Annotated in this window: 19 protein-coding genes; 5 read left to right on the plus strand and 14 right to left on the minus strand. The window is 62.0% G+C overall.

Going from position 1 to position 16,652, the window contains the following annotated elements; genetic code table 11:
• Positions 1-5: 5 nt before the first annotated feature.
• The 6 genes from AC1DEK_RS21005 to orn all read right to left on the minus strand — a co-directional run bounded on the left by AC1DEK_RS21005 (position 6) and on the right by orn (position 6,704).
• The gene (locus AC1DEK_RS21005; protein WP_478127216.1) at positions 6-956 is read right to left on the minus strand and encodes a quinone oxidoreductase family protein; all 951 of its coding nucleotides are present in this window, start codon (positions 954-956) and stop codon (positions 6-8) included.
• Positions 953-1,753 carry an alpha/beta fold hydrolase gene (locus tag AC1DEK_RS21010; RefSeq protein ID WP_478127217.1) on the minus strand — a complete coding sequence of 267 codons (801 nt, stop codon included), beginning with the start codon at positions 1,751-1,753 and terminating at the stop codon, positions 953-955. The genes AC1DEK_RS21005 and AC1DEK_RS21010 overlap by 4 nt, the downstream gene beginning before the upstream one ends.
• Complete coding sequence (locus AC1DEK_RS21015) at positions 1,750-2,748, minus strand: 3-hydroxybutyryl-CoA dehydrogenase (protein ID WP_478127218.1); 999 nt, start codon at positions 2,746-2,748, stop codon at positions 1,750-1,752. Before AC1DEK_RS21015 ends, AC1DEK_RS21010 begins: the two co-directional genes overlap by 4 nt.
• Complete coding sequence (locus AC1DEK_RS21020) at positions 2,738-3,811, minus strand: NAD/NADP octopine/nopaline dehydrogenase family protein (RefSeq protein ID WP_478127219.1); 1,074 nt, start codon at positions 3,809-3,811, stop codon at positions 2,738-2,740. The genes AC1DEK_RS21015 and AC1DEK_RS21020 overlap by 11 nt, the downstream gene beginning before the upstream one ends.
• Positions 3,812-4,059: 248 nt before the next feature.
• Positions 4,060-5,877, minus strand: coding sequence for a DEAD/DEAH box helicase (locus AC1DEK_RS21025; RefSeq protein ID WP_478127220.1), 1,818 nt, complete (start codon positions 5,875-5,877; stop codon positions 4,060-4,062).
• 218 nt (positions 5,878-6,095) lie between these two features.
• Complete coding sequence (gene orn, locus AC1DEK_RS21030) at positions 6,096-6,704, minus strand: oligoribonuclease (RefSeq protein ID WP_478127221.1); 609 nt, start codon at positions 6,702-6,704, stop codon at positions 6,096-6,098.
• Positions 6,705-6,799: 95 nt separating this feature from the next.
• On the opposite strand from orn, the gene AC1DEK_RS21035 reads away from it, so the two are divergent.
• The 3 genes from AC1DEK_RS21035 to rsgA are packed head-to-tail and all read left to right on the plus strand — an operon-like array spanning position 6,800 to position 9,400.
• A complete protein-coding gene (locus AC1DEK_RS21035) occupies positions 6,800-8,074 on the plus strand; it encodes a M48 family metallopeptidase (protein WP_478127366.1) in 1,275 nt (424 codons plus the stop codon).
• Positions 8,075-8,089: 15 nt separating this feature from the next.
• A complete protein-coding gene (locus AC1DEK_RS21040) occupies positions 8,090-8,428 on the plus strand; it encodes a 4a-hydroxytetrahydrobiopterin dehydratase (RefSeq protein WP_478127222.1) in 339 nt (112 codons plus the stop codon).
• Between the two features lie 33 nt (positions 8,429-8,461).
• Positions 8,462-9,400 (plus strand): ribosome small subunit-dependent GTPase A, encoded by a 939-nt coding sequence (gene rsgA / locus AC1DEK_RS21045; protein ID WP_478127223.1) that lies wholly within the window; start codon positions 8,462-8,464, stop codon positions 9,398-9,400.
• Here the strand turns inward: rsgA and hisC are convergent.
• The 7 genes from hisC to rpsP form a co-directional block, all read right to left on the minus strand.
• Positions 9,394-10,479, minus strand: a complete 1,086-nt coding sequence (hisC, locus tag AC1DEK_RS21050; protein WP_478127224.1) for a histidinol-phosphate transaminase — start codon at positions 10,477-10,479, stop codon at positions 9,394-9,396. The genes rsgA and hisC overlap by 7 nt on opposite strands.
• Positions 10,480-10,494: 15 nt before the next feature.
• Entirely contained in the window at positions 10,495-11,496 is a 1,002-nt protein-coding gene (locus AC1DEK_RS21055) for a CobD/CbiB family protein (RefSeq protein WP_478127225.1), read from the minus strand.
• Positions 11,497-11,538: 42 nt separating this feature from the next.
• Complete coding sequence (locus tag AC1DEK_RS21060; protein ID WP_478127226.1) at positions 11,539-12,255, minus strand: CoA pyrophosphatase; 717 nt, start codon at positions 12,253-12,255, stop codon at positions 11,539-11,541.
• A 144-nt stretch (positions 12,256-12,399) separates the two neighbouring features.
• Entirely contained in the window at positions 12,400-12,780 is a 381-nt protein-coding gene (gene rplS / locus AC1DEK_RS21065) for a 50S ribosomal protein L19 (protein ID WP_478127227.1), read from the minus strand.
• A gap of 86 nt (positions 12,781-12,866) precedes the next feature.
• Positions 12,867-13,613, minus strand: a complete 747-nt coding sequence (trmD, locus tag AC1DEK_RS21070) for a tRNA (guanosine(37)-N1)-methyltransferase TrmD (RefSeq protein ID WP_478127228.1) — start codon at positions 13,611-13,613, stop codon at positions 12,867-12,869.
• A gap of 21 nt (positions 13,614-13,634) precedes the next feature.
• Complete coding sequence (rimM, locus tag AC1DEK_RS21075) at positions 13,635-14,189, minus strand: ribosome maturation factor RimM (protein WP_478127229.1); 555 nt, start codon at positions 14,187-14,189, stop codon at positions 13,635-13,637.
• A gap of 13 nt (positions 14,190-14,202) precedes the next feature.
• A complete protein-coding gene (gene rpsP, locus AC1DEK_RS21080) occupies positions 14,203-14,466 on the minus strand; it encodes a 30S ribosomal protein S16 (RefSeq protein ID WP_478127230.1) in 264 nt (87 codons plus the stop codon).
• A 162-nt stretch (positions 14,467-14,628) separates the two neighbouring features.
• Here rpsP and AC1DEK_RS21085 point away from each other — a divergent pair, with 162 nt between their 5' ends.
• The gene (locus AC1DEK_RS21085) at positions 14,629-15,153 is read left to right on the plus strand and encodes an N-acetyltransferase family protein (protein ID WP_478127231.1); all 525 of its coding nucleotides are present in this window, start codon (positions 14,629-14,631) and stop codon (positions 15,151-15,153) included.
• Positions 15,150-15,602: a TM2 domain-containing protein gene (locus AC1DEK_RS21090; protein ID WP_478127232.1), complete on the plus strand. Its 453-nt coding sequence runs from the start codon at positions 15,150-15,152 to the stop codon at positions 15,600-15,602. Before AC1DEK_RS21085 ends, AC1DEK_RS21090 begins: the two co-directional genes overlap by 4 nt.
• 29 nt (positions 15,603-15,631) lie before the next feature.
• Here the strand turns inward: AC1DEK_RS21090 and AC1DEK_RS21095 are convergent, their stop codons facing one another.
• Positions 15,632-16,642, minus strand: coding sequence for an inorganic phosphate transporter (locus AC1DEK_RS21095; protein ID WP_478127233.1), 1,011 nt, complete (start codon positions 16,640-16,642; stop codon positions 15,632-15,634).
• Between the last annotated feature and the right edge of the window lie 10 nt (positions 16,643-16,652).

Consider the following 16,652-nt stretch of genomic DNA (forward strand, 5'->3'; position numbering starts at 1 on the left):
GCCGGTCAGCCGCCGGGTACCAGGACTGCGCGCCCGCGATGACCGCGTTGACCGATCCAGTCCATGGCTTTGGCGGCTTCTTCGAGCGCAAAGGCTTGCACATCCAGCCGCAACCGACCGTCTGCCAGCCTTGCCAGCAGCTCAGGTGCGGCCGCGCGCCCGGCGGCTTCGCGGCGGAACATGTTGAGCGGCAACAGCGACACGTCTCGCTGCAGAAAGTGCGCGATATCCAGCGACAGCGTGTTGCCGGCGGTATATCCGACGAGCACTGCGCGGCCGCCGGGCCGAACACGGGGCAATGCTGCGCTCAACACCTGCCCGCCGACGGTGTCGACCAGCAGATCGAAATCGGGCGACACGTCCTGCAAGGCTTGCGCCAAGTCATCCCCCAGGACCACCACCTTCGCGCCGGACGGCATCGACTGCGCCTGTGCCTCCCTGCCGACGACAGCCGTCACTTGCGCTCCGGCGTTGAGCGCCAGCTGCACCGACATCGAGCCGACCGCGCCCGTCGCTCCGGTCACGAGCACGCTCTCGCCGGCCGCAAGATGTGCGATGTCGTTCAGCGCGACCCATGCCGATGTGCTGGGCGAGAAGAAGGCAGAGCCGATGACCGCTGGCACGCCATGCGGCAGAAACCCGAGTGCTTCATCGGGTGCATCGATCAGCTCGCACCAGGTGCCGTCGAAAAGCGTGCCCAGCCCACTCCCGCGCAGCCATACCCGCTGGCCCTTTGCGTATCGCGCGCTTTCGACCACCACGCCGGCGGCCTCGACACCCGGCGTATAGGGGAATGGCGGATGCTTGAGGAAGCTGCCGCGCCAAACGGTGCGGTCAATGTGGCCCACGGTGGCAGCTTCCATGCGTACGATCGTTCGGCCCGCACGCGCGACTGGCTCCGGAATGTCTTCCAGCACGGGAGACGCATCGAATGCATGTACGCGAACGGCTTTCATTGCTGCGTCTCCAAGAAGGAAAGCACCGCTTGCGCAAACGCTTCGGGCAACTGGTCCGGCAAGGGGACCATGCCGCCGTCGATATCGACGATGCGCGAGTTCGCAAGATGCTGATGCAGTTCGGCGGCGTGGGGAGCCGCGAAGGGATCGTCGGTCGCGCGGATGATCAGCGTCGGTTGCCTCACGCGATCGATGCGATCCTCCATCCGATAGGCAGCCACGGCACGATGGCCGTCCTCGGGGCTGCCGCTCGCCTTCAATGCATCAAGCACGAAGGCCTTGAGCAATGCCGGCCGGCCCGCAGGATAGAAACCTTGCCGTCGTTGCCACAGCGCAGTGAGGTGCGTCCCGTCGTCGCTCGGTTCAACCTCGTCGATCGGCGGACGCTCGGCGCGCGCGCGACGGAATGCATCGCCGGTGAAAGGCGTCGACGACAAAACGAGTGCGCGCACGCGCTCCGGAAAAGCCGCCGCAAGCTCGATCGCAATCACGCCGCCCGTGTGATGGCCGACCACGGCGGCGCTTTGGATCTTTAGCTCATCGAGCAGCTCGCACGCGACTCGTGCCCATTGCTCGATGCTCGCCGGTGCATTGCCTGGGGCGGAATCGCCAAAGCCGACGGTGTCCATGGCGATAGCGCGATGGCGCCTGCCGATCAACGGAAGCACGGCCTGGTATTCGGTCCAGCTGCGCGGTGACTGATGCAGCAGCAACATGGCGGGCGCCTCGCGATCGCCGCATTCGGCGTAGTGAATCTGCCCTGGTGACAGATCCGCGAAAGCGCGCCGTATTTTCATGAGAGCGTCTTCGAGGCAGGCGGTTGCCAGAGGCCCGCGTGCTTGAGCATGCCGAGAGTTCGCGACAGCACGTCCCGGCGGTAGGCCGCAACGTCGCGGCCTTCGTAGTCATAGAAACCGCTTCCGCTCTTGAGGCCGAGCCGCCCTTCCTCGACCATTCGATCGACGATGGCCGGTGCGGTGTACCGGCCGCGATCGATCGACGAGGACATCTCCCGGCTTGCGTGGTGCAGGATGTCGCAGCCGCCGAAGTCGATGAATTCGACCACGCCGAGCGCGGCAAAACGCAGGCCGAGGCCATAGCGGGTGGCCTTGTCGATTTCTTCGGCAGTGGCGGCGCCCTCCTCGATCATGCGGGCGGCTTCGTTCATGACGAGCGCCTGCAGCCGCGGCACGATGTAGCCCGGCGCGGCGCCGCACACGACGGGCAGCTTGCCGATGCCCTCCATCAGCGCCTTGGTGCGGGCGACGACCGCAGGGTCGGTATCCGCATGGCAGCTGAGTTCGACGACGGGGATCACATAGGCCGGATTCAGCCAATGCATGTTGAGAAAGCGCTCCGGCCGGCGCACCAACGCCGCGAGCTGCGTCACGAGGATGCTGCTGGTCGTCGAAGTGAGGATCGCATTGTCGTCGCAATGCCGGTTGATGTGTTCGAAGGCCTCGCGCTTGGCGTCCAGCGTCTCGGGCACTCCCTCGAACACGAGCTCGGCCGCTGCCAGGGCGGCAGGTGCCTCGGCTGCATTCACGAAGTCGACGCGGGCGGCGATCGTCCGGACCTGCGCGGCATCGATCATGCCCAGTTGCGCGAGTCCTGACAGGCTCGATTCAATCTCGGCTTGCGCTTCGCTGCGGAGCTTGTGCCAGGCTTCGTCGCCACGCGGACGCAGGTCGATGAGAGAAATGCGATGGCCAGCATATGCGAACGCTATCGCGATGCCACGCCCCATCCGCCCCGCACCGACGGCGGCAAATCGCGGCGACTCATTCGCCATCGTGCAATCTCTGCTTGAGTTGCGCTGGGGTCATTCCGGACAGGCCGAGGGCTTCGAGAGTACGCGGGCCCTTGCGCAGATCGCGACCCAGAAATCCCCCGACGATCGCCAGCAAACCATGCGCGATCGGCGCGTCAACATCCGCGTAGCGCGCCGCGGAGGCCAGGAAGGCCAGTCCGAGTTCGGTGTCTTCGGTGATGTAGCGGTGTGCATAGAGGTCGATGTTTTCGCGCCAATCGCCCGACTTCACCAACTGCTTGTGCGCGTCGCCATACATCCACTGATCGTTGTTGTAGTGGTCCGCCAATGGATAGTGCGGCGCGCCATGGCCGAAAGCGTCGCGGACCGCGATGCGCTCCTGGTCGAGGCGATCGGTGACGTCGCGCACGGCGCGTTGCGTGCCTTCGTTGTGGATGTCCCAGCGCTCGAAGTGCTGGAGCGGCGCGGCGTTCATCACCATCAGGGGCGGATGGATGATCGGGCCTGCGTTCATCAATGCGCCGGAGAGCGCGTCGCCGCAGCCATGCACGCTCGGATAGGCCCTGCGGATCACCTCGATCGCTTCCTGCGACTTGCGCGCCGGATACACACCGGTCGGCAGGCGAATGGCGCGGATCGTCACATTCACTTCGCGCTCTCCGTGCTTGCGAGCGAGATAGGGCAGCGTGCCGGTTTCAGCCCAAGCCACATCGGCACGACTGCCGGCTTCGGCCGCGACACGCGCCATGACATAGCTGCCGAAGGTGCCGGGCGGAAGGAAAACGACTTGGCCATCGACCAGGTGCGGCGCCATCGCACGGGCGATGTCTTCCTGCGCTATGGCCGGCGTCGGAATGACGATCAACTCGGCGCCGCGCATGGCTGCCGCGATGTCGGCCGTGGCGAGTGCCACCTGTACGTCCCGCGTGCCGGCGGCGTCCTTGAGCGTGATCGAACCGGCTCTGCGAAGCGGTTCCAGCGCGGCGGCGTCACGGCGCCAGAGATGCACTTCATGGTCGGCTTCAGACAGGTCTGCGGCAGCCGCGTAGGCGCCGTGGCCGCCGCCGAGAATCGCGATTTTCATAGAGCAACAGGAGAAGAACGAGGTGGCAGAACCGGCTGCAGGAGTGCTTCCGGGGGATTTGGAACCTCAATACATTACTTTTCAACTGTTCATGAGTCAACTAAATTGAGGGCATCTACGCGTTTCCGATAGGTCGGCTCAACGGCTCGACTTTTCGATCGCCCGAAAGGCAAAAAGCCCGCACTCGTGAAAGTGCGGGCTTTTTGAAGGTTGGCAGCGGCCTTATGGTCCGCTGCTATTGACCGATATCAGCGAGTAGGCTTGAACCCACGTTTCTGCGCATCGCGCGGTACGAAGACCTTGCCGCCGCCGGCATGGCCACGGGGCGCGAATCCATCACTGCGAGTTCCGCCGGTACCGCCGCGCGGTGCGCTGTCGCCCCAACCCGGCTTGCGGCCGTATCCGCCTTCATTGCGATCACCGCCAAAACCGGCATTGCCCTGGTTCTGGAAGCCACGGGGCGCCGGAGCGCCGGGGCCGCGCGAATTGCGATCGTTGAAGCCGCTGGCGCCGGCATAGCCTGCGCCAGCGCCGCCGCGATGCCCGTTGCCACCACCGCCGAATTTGCGATCGCGCGAATGATGGTCACGGCTGTCACGGCCGCGGCCGCCGAAATCGCCTTGCGGACGCGACTGCGGTGCGCGTTGCTGGGGCTCGAGGCCCGGAACGACTTCCGACTTGAATTGCTGGCGGGTGTATGCCTCGATGTCGAAGATCCGGCGGCGATCACGCAACTCGGCGAAGGTAATGGCGAGGCCATCGCGCCCTGCCCGACCGGTGCGGCCGATGCGGTGCGTGTAATCCTCCGCCTTCATCGGCAGGCCGAAGTTGAAGACGTGCGTGATGGTCGGCACGTCGATGCCGCGCGCGGCAACGTCGGTCGCGACGAGGATCTGCACCTGTCCCTGGCGGAGTGCCATCAGGCGACGGTTGCGCAGTCCCTGGCTCAATGCGCCGTGCAGCGCAACGGCGCTGAAGCCGTCCTGCTGGAGGTCGTTGGCAAGGCCATCGCACTCGACCTGGGTGCTCGCAAACACGATGGCCTGGTTGATGCTGGTGTCGCGGAGCCAATGGTCGAGCAACTTGCGCTTGTGCTGGGTGTTGTCAGCCCAGAAAAGCATCTGCTTGATGTTGGCGTGTTTTTCCTGAGGACTGTCGATGGTCAGACGCTGCGGTTCGCGCATCACGCGCTGCGCGAGTTGCTGGATGCGCGGCGCAAACGTCGCGCTGAACATCATGGTCTGCTGGCGTTCGATCGTCAGTTGGTTCACTTCGGCGAGATCGTCCGAGAAGCCGAGGTCGAGCATGCGGTCAGCCTCATCGACGACGAGGAACTTGACTTGGTCGAGCTTGATCTGCATCGAACGCTGCAGATCGAGCAGGCGGCCCGGCGTAGCGACGACGAGGTCGGCGTTCTGCAACTTGGCGATCTGCAACTGGTAAGGCATGCCGCCAACCACGCTGGCGATACGCAGGCCACGGCAATGGTTGACCAGATCGATCGCGTCATGCGCGACCTGCTGCGCCAGTTCGCGCGTGGGGCAGAGCACCAGCGCACCGGGCGTGGCGGCCTTGAAGTTGCGCGTGTTGGTGGGATCCTTGCGCTTCGGCCTCTTGGGCGGCGCTTCGCCGCGGGCGGCGGCCTCTGCAGCGAGACGCTGGAACTCAGCCTTCGCGGCGGCTTCCGCTTCGGCTTGGCGCTGCAGCAGGGTGTGAAGCACAGGCAGCAGGAACGCCGCCGTCTTGCCGCTGCCGGTCTGGCTGGAAACCATCAGGTCGACGAAGCGAGCGGGGCCGCCGACGTCGCCGGTGGCTGTCATGGCACGAGGGATCACCTGTTCCTGCACGACGGTCGGCTGGGCAAAGCCCAGGTCTTCGACGGCGGCGATCAGTTCAGGCGCGAGGCCCAGCTTCACGAAGCCATTCGGCGCCTTGGGCTGCTCGGCGGCTTGGATGCCTTCGACTGCAGGGGTGGTGATGGAGATGAATTCGGCTTCACCAGCGATGGCGAAGTTGTCGGATTGCACAGGCGCGAAATCGCCCTGCGCTTCAAAAGCGTCGGTCATTAAAAAAGTCTCATACGCGAGCGCAGCCGTAAACGGCGCTCCGTCGGGTGGTGAAAAACATCAACCATCCAACGACGTTCAGCTGCGACTTTCGCCGAAGCTGCGGCCCTCTTATTCGGGCGCGATGTGCAAGATAGGGAGATGCAGGAAAACGCTATCAGACATGTCTAGTTGCCAATAGCGAAGCCAGCGATTATTGCACGAACCCGGGTTTTCACCTAATCCTGGATGCGCAGAAAGGTCTCGCGGTAATGCGCCAGTTCGTCGATGGACTCGTGGACGTCGGCGAGTGCCGTATGAGCTTGTTGCTTCTTGAAAGCGTTATAGGCGGCCGGCTTCCAGCGTTTGGCAAGCTCCTTGAGCGTGCTGACATCCAGGTTGCGGTAATGGAAATACGCCTCCAGCTTGGGCATGTACTTGACCAGGAAGCGGCGATCCTGGCCGATGGTGTTGCCGCACATCGGCGAGCCGCTTTTGGGGATGTACCGCGAGATGAACTGAATCAGCTGTTGCTCTGCCGCGGCTTCATCCAAGGTGGACGCCTTGACCTTGTCGATCAACCCGCTGCGCCCATGCGTTCCCTTGTTCCAGGAATCCATGCCGTCCAGCAGTTCGTCGCTCTGGTGGATGACAAGGACCGGGCCTTCGATGCGCGGCGAGAGATCAGGACCCGTGACGACCACTGCGATTTCCAGCAGCCGTTCCTTTTCGGGGTCCAGACCACTCATTTCGCAGTCGAGCCAGACGAGGTTCTGATCGGTCTTCTTGAGCGTGGCCGCAGGTGCGACCGTTTCGGTGGATTCGGGCATTCGGCGATTGTCGTCCATACCCCCTTTCGAAGATCGGCCTCGCCCACATGGAGAGCGTACGCAACGCGTCCGCCGCCGACGGGCGGCAGGTCGGCGGGCTAAACTCGGCCGCCATGTCCACCACGTCGTCAGCGCCCCTCGCCTTCACCTTGGCTTTCGCCCTTGCGCTGGTCGCGGGGCTGGTCGTGAAGTTCTGGCTCGCGACGCGGCAAGTGCGCCACGTGGCACGTCATCGCAACATCGTCCCGCAGGCCTTCGCGCAGGCGATCACGCTCGAGGCGCACCAAAAGGCGGCCGACTACACGATGGCGAAAACGCGGCTTGGCGTGCTCGAGATGGCGTGGAGCGGCGCCGTGCTGTTGGGTTGGACCCTGCTCGGCGGCCTCGACCTGCTCAACAAGACACTGCTGGGCTGGATGGACGGCGGACTATTGCAGCAATTGGCTCTTCTCGGCGCCTTCGCGGTGATTGGCGCGGTTCTGGAGTTGCCCTTCACGCTCTGGCAGACCTTTCGGCTGGAGGAGCGTTTCGGGTTCAACAAGATGACGTGGCGCCTATGGATTGCGGATGCAGTCAAGGGCATGCTGGTGGGTGCCATGATCGGCTTGCCGCTCGCGGCGCTCATTCTGTGGCTCATGAGCGCAGCCGGGGTCTTTTGGTGGCTCTGGGCCTGGGGTGCGTGGACAGCGTTCAATCTGCTCTTGATGCTGGTCTATCCCACCTTCATTGCCCCACTCTTCAACAAGTTCCAGCCGCTGGACGACGCTGCTCTCAAGGACCGTGTGAACGCATTGATGCAGCGCTGCGGTTTTTCGGCAAAGGGCCTCTTCGTGATGGACGGCAGCACGCGCAGCGCCCATGCCAACGCATATTTCACCGGGTTCGGTGCCAGCAAGCGCGTCGTCTTCTACGACACGCTGCTGCGACAACTGAATGCCGGCGAGGTCGAAGCCGTGCTCGCCCACGAGTTGGGCCATTTCAAGCATCGGCACGTCATGAAACGAATGGCTGCGATGTTCGCGCTCAGCCTGGCTGGTTTCGCTCTGCTGGGCTGGCTGTCGGTACACACGTGGTTCTACGCCGGGCTGGGTGTGCAACCGAACATGTCAGCGCCCAACGACGCGCTTGCCATCCTCCTCTTTATGCTGGTGGTGCCTGTCTTCGGCTTCTTCGTGGCGCCGCTGTCAGTGTTGATATCAAGACGGCATGAATTCGAGGCCGATGCCTATGCAGTCGCCCAGACGAGTGGCTCCAGTCTTTCCGCGGCGCTCCTCAAGCTCTATAAAGACAACGCCTCAACACTGACGCCGGACCCGATATTCGTCAAGTTCTACTATTCGCACCCACCGGCGTCCGAACGCCTTGCGCGAATGGCAGCCGTCACCTGAACCGGAATGCCGACGATGAACAGCATGATGAAATTCAAGGACTGGAAGTCCCAGCCCCGCCGGGCCCTGAGCGCCACGGAGATCGTGGCAAGCCTCGCGCATCTGGATGGCTGGAAATTGGCAGGCGACGGGGCGAACGTCGCGATTGAAAAGACGTTCACCTTCGCGAACTACTTCGAGACGATCGCCTTCGTGAACGCGCTTGCGATGGTGGCTCACAAACACGATCACCATCCGGATCTCACGGTCCACTACAGCCGTTGCGTGGTGCGATTCAATACCCACGACCTGGGTGGCATCTCGGCGACCGATTTCGACTGCGCGGCGCAGGCCGACGCGCTGCTCGACACTTGAACCAACGCTTGGGCCGACGCATGGAACGCACTCTTGGCTAAGCAGCGCGCCGGCACCGACGGCACGGCGCTGCGCGACGGGTTGGTTGTCGCTGGGCACGGCCGCCACTGCATTGTCGAAACACTCGAAGGCGAGCGCGTGATTTGTCATCCGCGCGGCAAGAAGAGCCAGGCCGTCGTCGGCGACCGGGTGCAGTGGCAGGTGAGCCAGGACGAGGGCACCATCGAAGAGGTGCTTCCGCGCAAGAACCTGTTCTATCGACAGGATGAAATCCGGACCAAATCTTTCGCCGCCAATCTCGACCAGGTGTTGATCCTCATCGCCGCGGAGCCCGAGTTTTCAGAGACCCAGCTGACACGCGCCTTGATCGCGGCCGCGGCTGAACACATCACCGCACTCGTCGCGCTCAACAAGCGTGACTTGAAGATTCCATTCGATCGTGCCTGGAACAGGTTGGCCCCTTACAGGCACATGGGCTATGAGGTGCTGCCATTGGCACTCACGGCCTCTGGCGAAGCTGATCGCGCGGCGCTGACGGCGCTGCTCACCGGCAGGACCACGCTGGTGCTGGGTCCTTCGGGCGCGGGCAAGAGCACGATGATCAACTTGCTGGTGCCCGGCGCCACCGTCCTGACAGGCGAAATTTCGCAGGCGCTCAATTCGGGCAAGCACACTACGACGAGCACGACCTGGTATTGGATGGACAAGGCGACCAACACCGCCCTCATTGATTCGCCGGGGTTCCAGGAATTCGGGCTGCATCACATCGAAGCCATGCAGCTTGCGCAGCTCATGCCCGATATCGCCGAGCACGCGACGGGCTGCAGGTTCTACAACTGCACGCACCTGCACGAACCAGGCTGCAGCGTGATTGCGCAGGTGGAGTCGTCTTCGCATCCAGGCGCCATCAGTGCATCCCGCTACCGCATCTATGGCGAGTTGTTCGCCGAACTGAGCCAATCGCGTTACTGAGCGCCGAGGATTTCCGCCAGTGCATCGACGAATGCAGAACACTGATCTCGCGTGCCGACGCTGATCCGCAAGTACTCCGCGATGCGCGGCTGCTGAAAATGGCGCACGAGCACTGCCTTTTCACGGAGTGACGCAGCAAGTCGGCGGGCGTCATGCGCGGGGTGCCGTGCAAATAGAAAATTGGCCTGGGACGGCAGGACTTCGAAGCCCAAGTCTTCCAGTTGCAGCAAAAGCCCTTCACGCGTGTCGATCACGTCCTTGCGTGTTCTTTCGAACCAGTCTTCGTCTTCGATGGCAGCCAGGGCACCTGCCAGCGCGAGCCGATCCACTGGATACGAATTGAAGCTGTTCTTGACACGCTGCAGCCCATCGACGAGATGCGCCTGGCCGAAAGCAAAGCCGACCCGCAAACCTGCGAGCGAGCGCGACTTGGACAAGGTCTGCACAACCAGCAGATTCGGATAGTGGCCGATCAGTGGCAGCGCGCTTTCCCCGCCAAAGTCGACGTATGCCTCGTCCACCAGCACCACGCGATTCGGACACGCGAGCAGCAACAGCTCGATCTGGGCAAGCGGCAATCCGATGCCAGTCGGCGCGTTTGGATTAGAGACGACGATGCCGCCACAACCGCTCGCAGCTCGCGCGGCCAGCGCCTCAGCATCGATGCGGAGACCTTCGTCCACTGCTTCGAGTTCGCATGCGATTCCGTAGAGCTGTGCGTAGACGCGGTAGAAGCTGTATGTGACGTCTGGAATCAGCAGGGGTTGAGACTGCTGAAAGAACGCGAAGAAGGCGTGGGCCAGAACCTCGTCTGAACCGTTGCCGACAAACACTTGAGAAGCGTCCAGACCGTGCTGCTCAGCGAGTGCTTCACGCAACACTGCCGATTCAGGATCGGGATAGCGCTCGAGTCCGCTTTCAGCCGCCCTTTTGATCGCGCCGACCACGCGCGGTGAGGGCGGATAGGGATTTTCGTTGGTGTTGAGCTTGATGAGGTTCGGGATTCGCGGTTGCTCACCGGGCACATAGGGTTCGAGCGCGGCAATGCGTGGGCTCCAGAAGGTCGAGGCATTGGACACGCTCGGTTCCCAGCCTCAGCCCAGCAGGCGGGCCAGTGTGAGCAACGCCAACAAAACCATCCACATCACCACGGAGCGCCAGACAAGTCCCACAACGCTGCGCAGATGCGCGGGCTCCGGCTCGCGTCCTGGTGTGCTTCCGCTGTCCGGCACACTTCCGTCGGCGAACGAATCTCCCGCTTGTGCACGTGGCAATGGGTCTGTCACCGGAAAGGGGCTCAGCGTACCGCCGCCGAGGCGCACGTTGACTGCACCCGAAGTCGCCGCGAGGATTACGCCATCGTTCTGATTGGGAAATCGGCGAGCATCATTGCGCCAGCAATCGATCGCCTCCTCGAAGCTGCCCACAACTGCAAAGCCGAGGGCGGTAATCCTGGCTGGCAGCCAGTCGATCAATGCCCAAGCGCGCTCGGCGGCCCGCTGAACCCAAATGCTGGATGGTTGAGTGGATGCGCCACTCTTGTGCGTCCAATAGCGCGCGACGAATTCGCTCATCCGATAGAACACAGCGCCAGCAGGGCCGAGGCCAATCGCCGCAAGGATCGAAAACCAGGCCAGCACCCCAAAGACGTGCCGATGCGCAGCGATCACCGAATGCTCGATCACGTGCCGAACAATTTCGCTGCGCGGCAGGTTGACGGCATCCACTCGTTGCCAATGCGCAAGTAGCGACCGTGCCAAGGGCTCGTCGCCTTCGTCCAATGCGTCTCGAATGCCGGTGAAATGATGACTGAACTGTCGAAATCCCAATGTGACGTACAGAACCGCAACGCTCCACAGAACCGCAAACGGAAGTCCCAGACTCAGAACCAGAAGCCAGTGCACGGCGAGCGAAAGCACGGTCGGTACGAACACGGCAAGGCACCAGGCTACCCAACCATGATTGGGCTTGCCCGCATCGAAGTTGCGGCTGGTCCAGCGCGTCCACGCAAGCACGCCGCCATAGACGGGATTGTGGTAGGCCAAGGGCCGCACCTGCTCGATCAGCAACGCGCACAGGATCGCAAAGAAGCTCATGCGGTGATGATACGAGAGGCTTCAGGGCAGCTAGATGGCCGCTCAGGCGGAGAGAAAGCGGTAGAGATTGCGCAACATACCCGCCGTGGCGCCCCAGACGAAACGCTCCTGAGAGCCGTCTTGATATGGCATCGAAATCCACTCGCGAGACTTGAGGTCGTCGCCGACCATGGTGTGGTGACGGTGATTTGCAGGGTCCATCAGAAAGGCGAAGGGCACTTCGAAGGCCTCGGCGACTTCATAGGGATTGATCGTCAATTGAAAATCGGGGCGAACGAGTGCAACGACCGGTGTGACGACGAATGAGGTGATCGTCGTGTACGTCGGCAGACTTCCCAAGACTTCAATGTATTCGGCCGAAAGCCCAACCTCTTCCCAAGCTTCTCGAAGCGCAGCCGCGGCGATGTTGGCATCCTCCGGATCGACCCGGCCGCCGGGGAAAGCCACCTGGCCGGAATGATTGGTCAGTTGGGCGGAGCGTTCAGTCAGCAAGACCGTGGGCTTGTCCCGCATGATCACCGGCACCAGCACCGCGGCTTGAGCGGGTGCTCGGTCCGTCATCTGGGGCTCGCGACGAAGTTCGGGGACCCATTCGGGCGGCGCCGCAAAGCGATCGCGCAAGCCATGGGCGCTGAGTCGCTCGGGCGAAACCGCCGGCATATTGGAATCAACAAAGGTGACGGGCACTTCGCGAGGATCGAACGACCGCAGGGCCACGGGAAGAACGGCATTGATCGTTTCGACAGGGGAAGCGCGCATGGCCGATGGAAGATGGGTCAAGTAGATGGACTTGATGAGTTAAACGCGAAAACAATGGCAGCGAGGGCACGGCACCACAAAAATCGGAGATGCCAATGCAAAAAGCCGCCTTGAACGGCGGCTTTTCGCGTGCCATGCAGCTTTTTACTGAGCTGCCGTTGCTGCCGACTTGCCCGGCAATTTTTCCTTGATGCGAGCCGAGCGGCCGCTGCGTTCGCGAAGATAGTACAGCTTGGCACGACGGACATCGCCACGACGCTTGACCTCGATATTGGCGATCAAAGGACTGTAGGTCTGGAACGTACGCTCGACGCCTTCGCCGCTGGAGATCTTGCGAACCGTAAAGCCGCTGTTGAGGCCGCGATTACGTTTGGCGATCACGACGCCTTCGTAAGCCTGAACGCGCTTGCGACTTCCTTCGACGACGTTCACGCTGACGATGACCGTGTCACCGGGCATGAAGTCGGGGATTTTCTTGCCGAGGAGGGCGATTTCTTCCTGCTCGAGGGTCTGGATGAGATTCATGATTTCCTGATATCGATCATGTCCGCGCTACACAAATGGCGCCTTCGGGTGAAGGCGCGGCCGGGCAGAGGATCGGGAACCGAACATTATAGCTTTTTCTGGAGAGCTTTTTCGTCTGCCGCGCTAAGGCGACCCGCGCGCCGGGCAGCATCGATCAGGTCGGGGCGCTTCTCGGAGGTAATTGCCAACCTTTGATCGCGGCGCCAGCGATCGATCTGGAGGTGATGGCCCGACATCAAGACAGCAGGGACGCCCTCGCTATTCCAGATTTCAGGTCGCGTGTAGTGCGGGCAATCAAGCAAGCCGTCGAGGGCAGGATTGAAGCTGTCCTGAACGTGGCTGTCCTGATCCCCCAAGACACCGGGCTGCAGCCGCGCCACGGCATCCAAGAGCGCCATGGCGGCAATTTCGCCACCGGACAACACAAAGTCACCGAGGCTGATTTGGTGCGAGACCCTTGCATCGATAAAACGCTGATCGATGCCCTCGTACCGCCCGCAGATCAGAATCGCCCCATCACCAGCCGACCAACGCTCGACGTCGTCGTGGCGCAATGTTTCGCCCACCGGTGAAAACAAGACAACTGGGGCTGCAGCCTGGCGCGATGCCAGCGCGGCGTCAAGGCAGTCCGACAGGGGCTGCGCCAGCATCACCATCCCAGGGCCGCCGCCGAACGGCCGATCATCGACGCGCCGATAGTTTCCTTCGGCAAAATCGCGCGGATTCCAAAACACAACCTCGACCTGCTTGGACTCGTAGGCGCGACGCGTCACGCCATTCGAAAGAAGTGGCGAAAACAGTTCGGGGAACAGGGTGATGATGTCGAAGCGCATGACGGCCTCATCTCAGACCGCTCAGTAGTCGGGCTGCCAGTCGACTTTGATCAGCCGACTCGAAAGGTCGACGCTTTCGACAAAAGCCGACACAAAAGGAACCATTCGTTCGACTGGCTTGCCGTCTTCTTCTGAAGCGAGGACGAGTGTGGTCTGCGGACCGGTGGCAAGCAGTTCACGCACGTGGCCCAACGTGATGCCTTCGCGATTCACGACAGCGAGCCCGATGAGATCAACCCAGTAGTACTCGTCATCGCCAGCTGTGGGAAAGCTTGAACGCGGGACCAACACACGCGCGCCTCGAAGTGCTTCGGCCGCATTGCGGTCGGGCACTCCTGTGGACGAAGCGACGACGTAGTCGGAATGTTCCTTGGCCTCGCGGATCGCGAGTCGGAAAGTTTGGCCGGCCGCTGCGCCGGGGAGCTGCAGGAACCAGCGCTTGGATGAAAAAAGTGCCTCAGGTTGGGCGCTGTGGGGTTGGACCTTGAACCAACCCTTGATGCCCCAAGCATCGACGATGCGCCCCACTTCGATCGCATCCACCGGAAGGTCGGCGGTCTCGAGGGTGGGTAGCATCGCTTACGGCGGGTTAGGCGGCTGCCTTGGGAGCGGCTGCGGCCGCTTGCTTGATCAGACGGGTGACCGTCGGGGAAGCCTGTGCGCCAACGCTCTGCCAATAGGTCAGGCGATCCTGGGCGATGCGGATGCTTTCTTCGTTTTCCTTGGCGATCGGGTTGTAAAAACCCAGGCGCTCGATGAAACGTCCATCGCGGCGAACACGCTTGTCCGACACGACGATGTTGAAAAACGGACGACCTTTGGAGCCGCCGCGGGAGAGTCGAATGACGACCATGATTTATCCTTGGGTGGTGCGGCGAACCCGAAAGGCCCGCCCACAGTGTTCTTTCAGCGTCGAGACACGCGACATGGCCACCCGGCCAGCGACACGCTGAAAAGCCGACGATTATAGCCCGGGAGCTATTTTTTCTAGACCCGTCCTACCGGGAATTGCTGCATGACCATCATCCGCCCCAGCCGCGACCAAGACATCGTCGCAATCACAGCCATTTATGCCCATCACGTCCTGCACGGGACGGGCACCTTCGAAACCGAGCCTCCTACCGATGCCGACATGGCCGCACGACGAGCGGACGTCCTGTCGAAAAATCTTCCCTACCTTGTCGCCGAAAAGGATGGCGAAATCCTCGGCTTCGCATATTGCAATTGGTTCAAGCCCCGACCCGCCTATCGTTTTTCCGCCGAAGACTCCATTTACCTCGCCGAGAACGCACGCGGCCAGGGCCTCGGTACAAAACTGCTGGCGGCGCTTTGCGAAGCCACCGAATTGGTCGGCGTTCGCAAGCTGATCGCGGTGATCGGCGATTCGGCAAACGCCGGTTCCATCGGCGTGCACCGAAGGCACGGGTTCAGCCATGTTGGAGTGTTGAAGGACTGCGGCTGGAAATTTGGCCAATGGCGGGACGTCGTGCTCATGGAAAAAGTATTGGGCGAAGGTAGTTCGACGAGTCCTGAGCAATGAAAAACAAAACCTTGGCGGCGTGGCTGGCGTTTCTCGGCGGCCCGTTTGGTTTGCATTGCTTCTATCTTCGGGGCGCATCGAGCACTCTGGGTTGGCTCCTGCCCATTCCCACGGTGCTGGGCCTGTACGGTATCGAACGCGTGCAAACCTACGGCCTTGACGACGCCTGGAGCTGGGTCTTGATCCCGTTACTGGGATTCACGATTTCGGGTTGCGCCCTGACCGCCATCGTGTATGGGCTGATGACGCCCGAAAAGTGGAATGCCCGCTACAACCCGAAGTTTTCTGCAACCAATGTCCCAGCGGCAGGAAGTACGAACTGGCTCACGATCGGGGCAGTCGTGATGGCACTGCTCTTCGGCAGCACCATACTCATGGCAAGCTTGGCATTCAGTTTTCAGCGCTACTTCGAGCACGAGGTCGAAGCAGGTCGAAGAATTTCCCAATAGTCCGGGTAGGTCAAGTCGAGCGCTGGGCCTCAAAAAATCTGGATGCCGATCCAATAAGCAATTGCCGCGACGAATGCCGACGCGGGGATCGTGAAGATCCAAGCCCAGACGATATTGCCTGCCACGCCCCAGCGCACAGCGCTGGCGCGCTGCGCTGATCCCACACCGACGATCGCACCGGTGATGGTGTGCGTTGTCGACACCGGAATCCCGAGCGCCGTTGCCAGGAACAGCGTCAGCGCTCCCCCGGTCTCGGCGCAAAATCCGCCTACCGGCTTGAGTTTGGTGATCTTCTGGCCCATGGTCTTGACGATGCGCCAGCCGCCGAACATCGTGCCTAGCGAAATAGCTGCATAGCAGGACACGATCGTCCATGTCGGCGGCAACTCGGCGTCCGCGGCTGCATAGCCGGTCGCAATCAGTAGCATCCAGATGATGCCAATCGTCTTTTGTGCATCGTTACCACCGTGGCCGAGGCTGTAGGCACCTGCCGAGACGAGTTGCAGCCTTCGGAACCAGCGGTCGACCCGAGACGGCGTCGATCGCCTGAAGGCCCACGCCACGACGATCATCATCAATGACCCGAGCAGAAACCCAAGCAGTGGCGAAACGAAGATGAACGCCACTGTCTTCCAGATGCCAGCGGCGATCAGCGCGCCCGAGCCTGCCTTGGCGATGACTGCGCCCACGATGCCACCAATGAGTGCATGCGAAGAGCTACTCGGAATACCGTAGTACCAGGTGACGAGATTCCAGCTGATCGCGCCGACCAGTGCGCCGAAGACCACGTGCACATCCACAACACCCGGCTGCACGATCCCCTTGCCAATGGTTGCCGCCACGCTGAGGTGGAACACAAAAATAGCGACGAGGTTGAAAAACGCCGCAAACACGACCGCCTGACCCGGCTTGAGCACGCCGGTCGACACGACGGTGGCAATGGAATTCGCCGCGTCGTGGAACCCGTTCATGAAATCGAAAGCGATGGCCAGAACGACCAGCACAACTACCACCCAAAGGGCGACCTGAACCGTTGCCATTCGAATCCCG

It is taken from the genome of Variovorax sp. 10N420 (assembly GCF_056394705.1).

Coding starts and splice junctions, on each gene's coding strand:
- AC1DEK_RS21005 (WP_478127216.1), bottom strand. CDS start 956: ATGAAAGCCGTTCGCGTACATGCATTCGATGCGTCTCCCGTGCTGGAA.
- AC1DEK_RS21010 (WP_478127217.1), bottom strand. CDS start 1,753: ATGAAAATACGGCGCGCTTTCGCGGATCTGTCACCAGGGCAGATTCAC.
- AC1DEK_RS21015 (WP_478127218.1), bottom strand. CDS start 2,748: ATGGCGAATGAGTCGCCGCGATTTGCCGCCGTCGGTGCGGGGCGGATG.
- AC1DEK_RS21020 (WP_478127219.1), bottom strand. CDS start 3,811: ATGAAAATCGCGATTCTCGGCGGCGGCCACGGCGCCTACGCGGCTGCC.
- AC1DEK_RS21025 (WP_478127220.1), bottom strand. CDS start 5,877: ATGACCGACGCTTTTGAAGCGCAGGGCGATTTCGCGCCTGTGCAATCC.
- orn (WP_478127221.1), bottom strand. CDS start 6,704: ATGGACGACAATCGCCGAATGCCCGAATCCACCGAAACGGTCGCACCT.
- AC1DEK_RS21035 (WP_478127366.1), top strand. CDS start 6,800: ATGTCCACCACGTCGTCAGCGCCCCTCGCCTTCACCTTGGCTTTCGCC.
- AC1DEK_RS21040 (WP_478127222.1), top strand. CDS start 8,090: ATGAACAGCATGATGAAATTCAAGGACTGGAAGTCCCAGCCCCGCCGG.
- AC1DEK_RS21055 (WP_478127225.1), bottom strand. CDS start 11,496: ATGAGCTTCTTTGCGATCCTGTGCGCGTTGCTGATCGAGCAGGTGCGG.
- AC1DEK_RS21060 (WP_478127226.1), bottom strand. CDS start 12,255: ATGCGCGCTTCCCCTGTCGAAACGATCAATGCCGTTCTTCCCGTGGCC.
- rplS (WP_478127227.1), bottom strand. CDS start 12,780: ATGAATCTCATCCAGACCCTCGAGCAGGAAGAAATCGCCCTCCTCGGC.
- trmD (WP_478127228.1), bottom strand. CDS start 13,613: ATGCGCTTCGACATCATCACCCTGTTCCCCGAACTGTTTTCGCCACTT.
- rimM (WP_478127229.1), bottom strand. CDS start 14,189: ATGCTACCCACCCTCGAGACCGCCGACCTTCCGGTGGATGCGATCGAA.
- rpsP (WP_478127230.1), bottom strand. CDS start 14,466: ATGGTCGTCATTCGACTCTCCCGCGGCGGCTCCAAAGGTCGTCCGTTT.
- AC1DEK_RS21085 (WP_478127231.1), top strand. CDS start 14,629: ATGACCATCATCCGCCCCAGCCGCGACCAAGACATCGTCGCAATCACA.
- AC1DEK_RS21090 (WP_478127232.1), top strand. CDS start 15,150: ATGAAAAACAAAACCTTGGCGGCGTGGCTGGCGTTTCTCGGCGGCCCG.
- AC1DEK_RS21095 (WP_478127233.1), bottom strand. CDS start 16,642: ATGGCAACGGTTCAGGTCGCCCTTTGGGTGGTAGTTGTGCTGGTCGTT.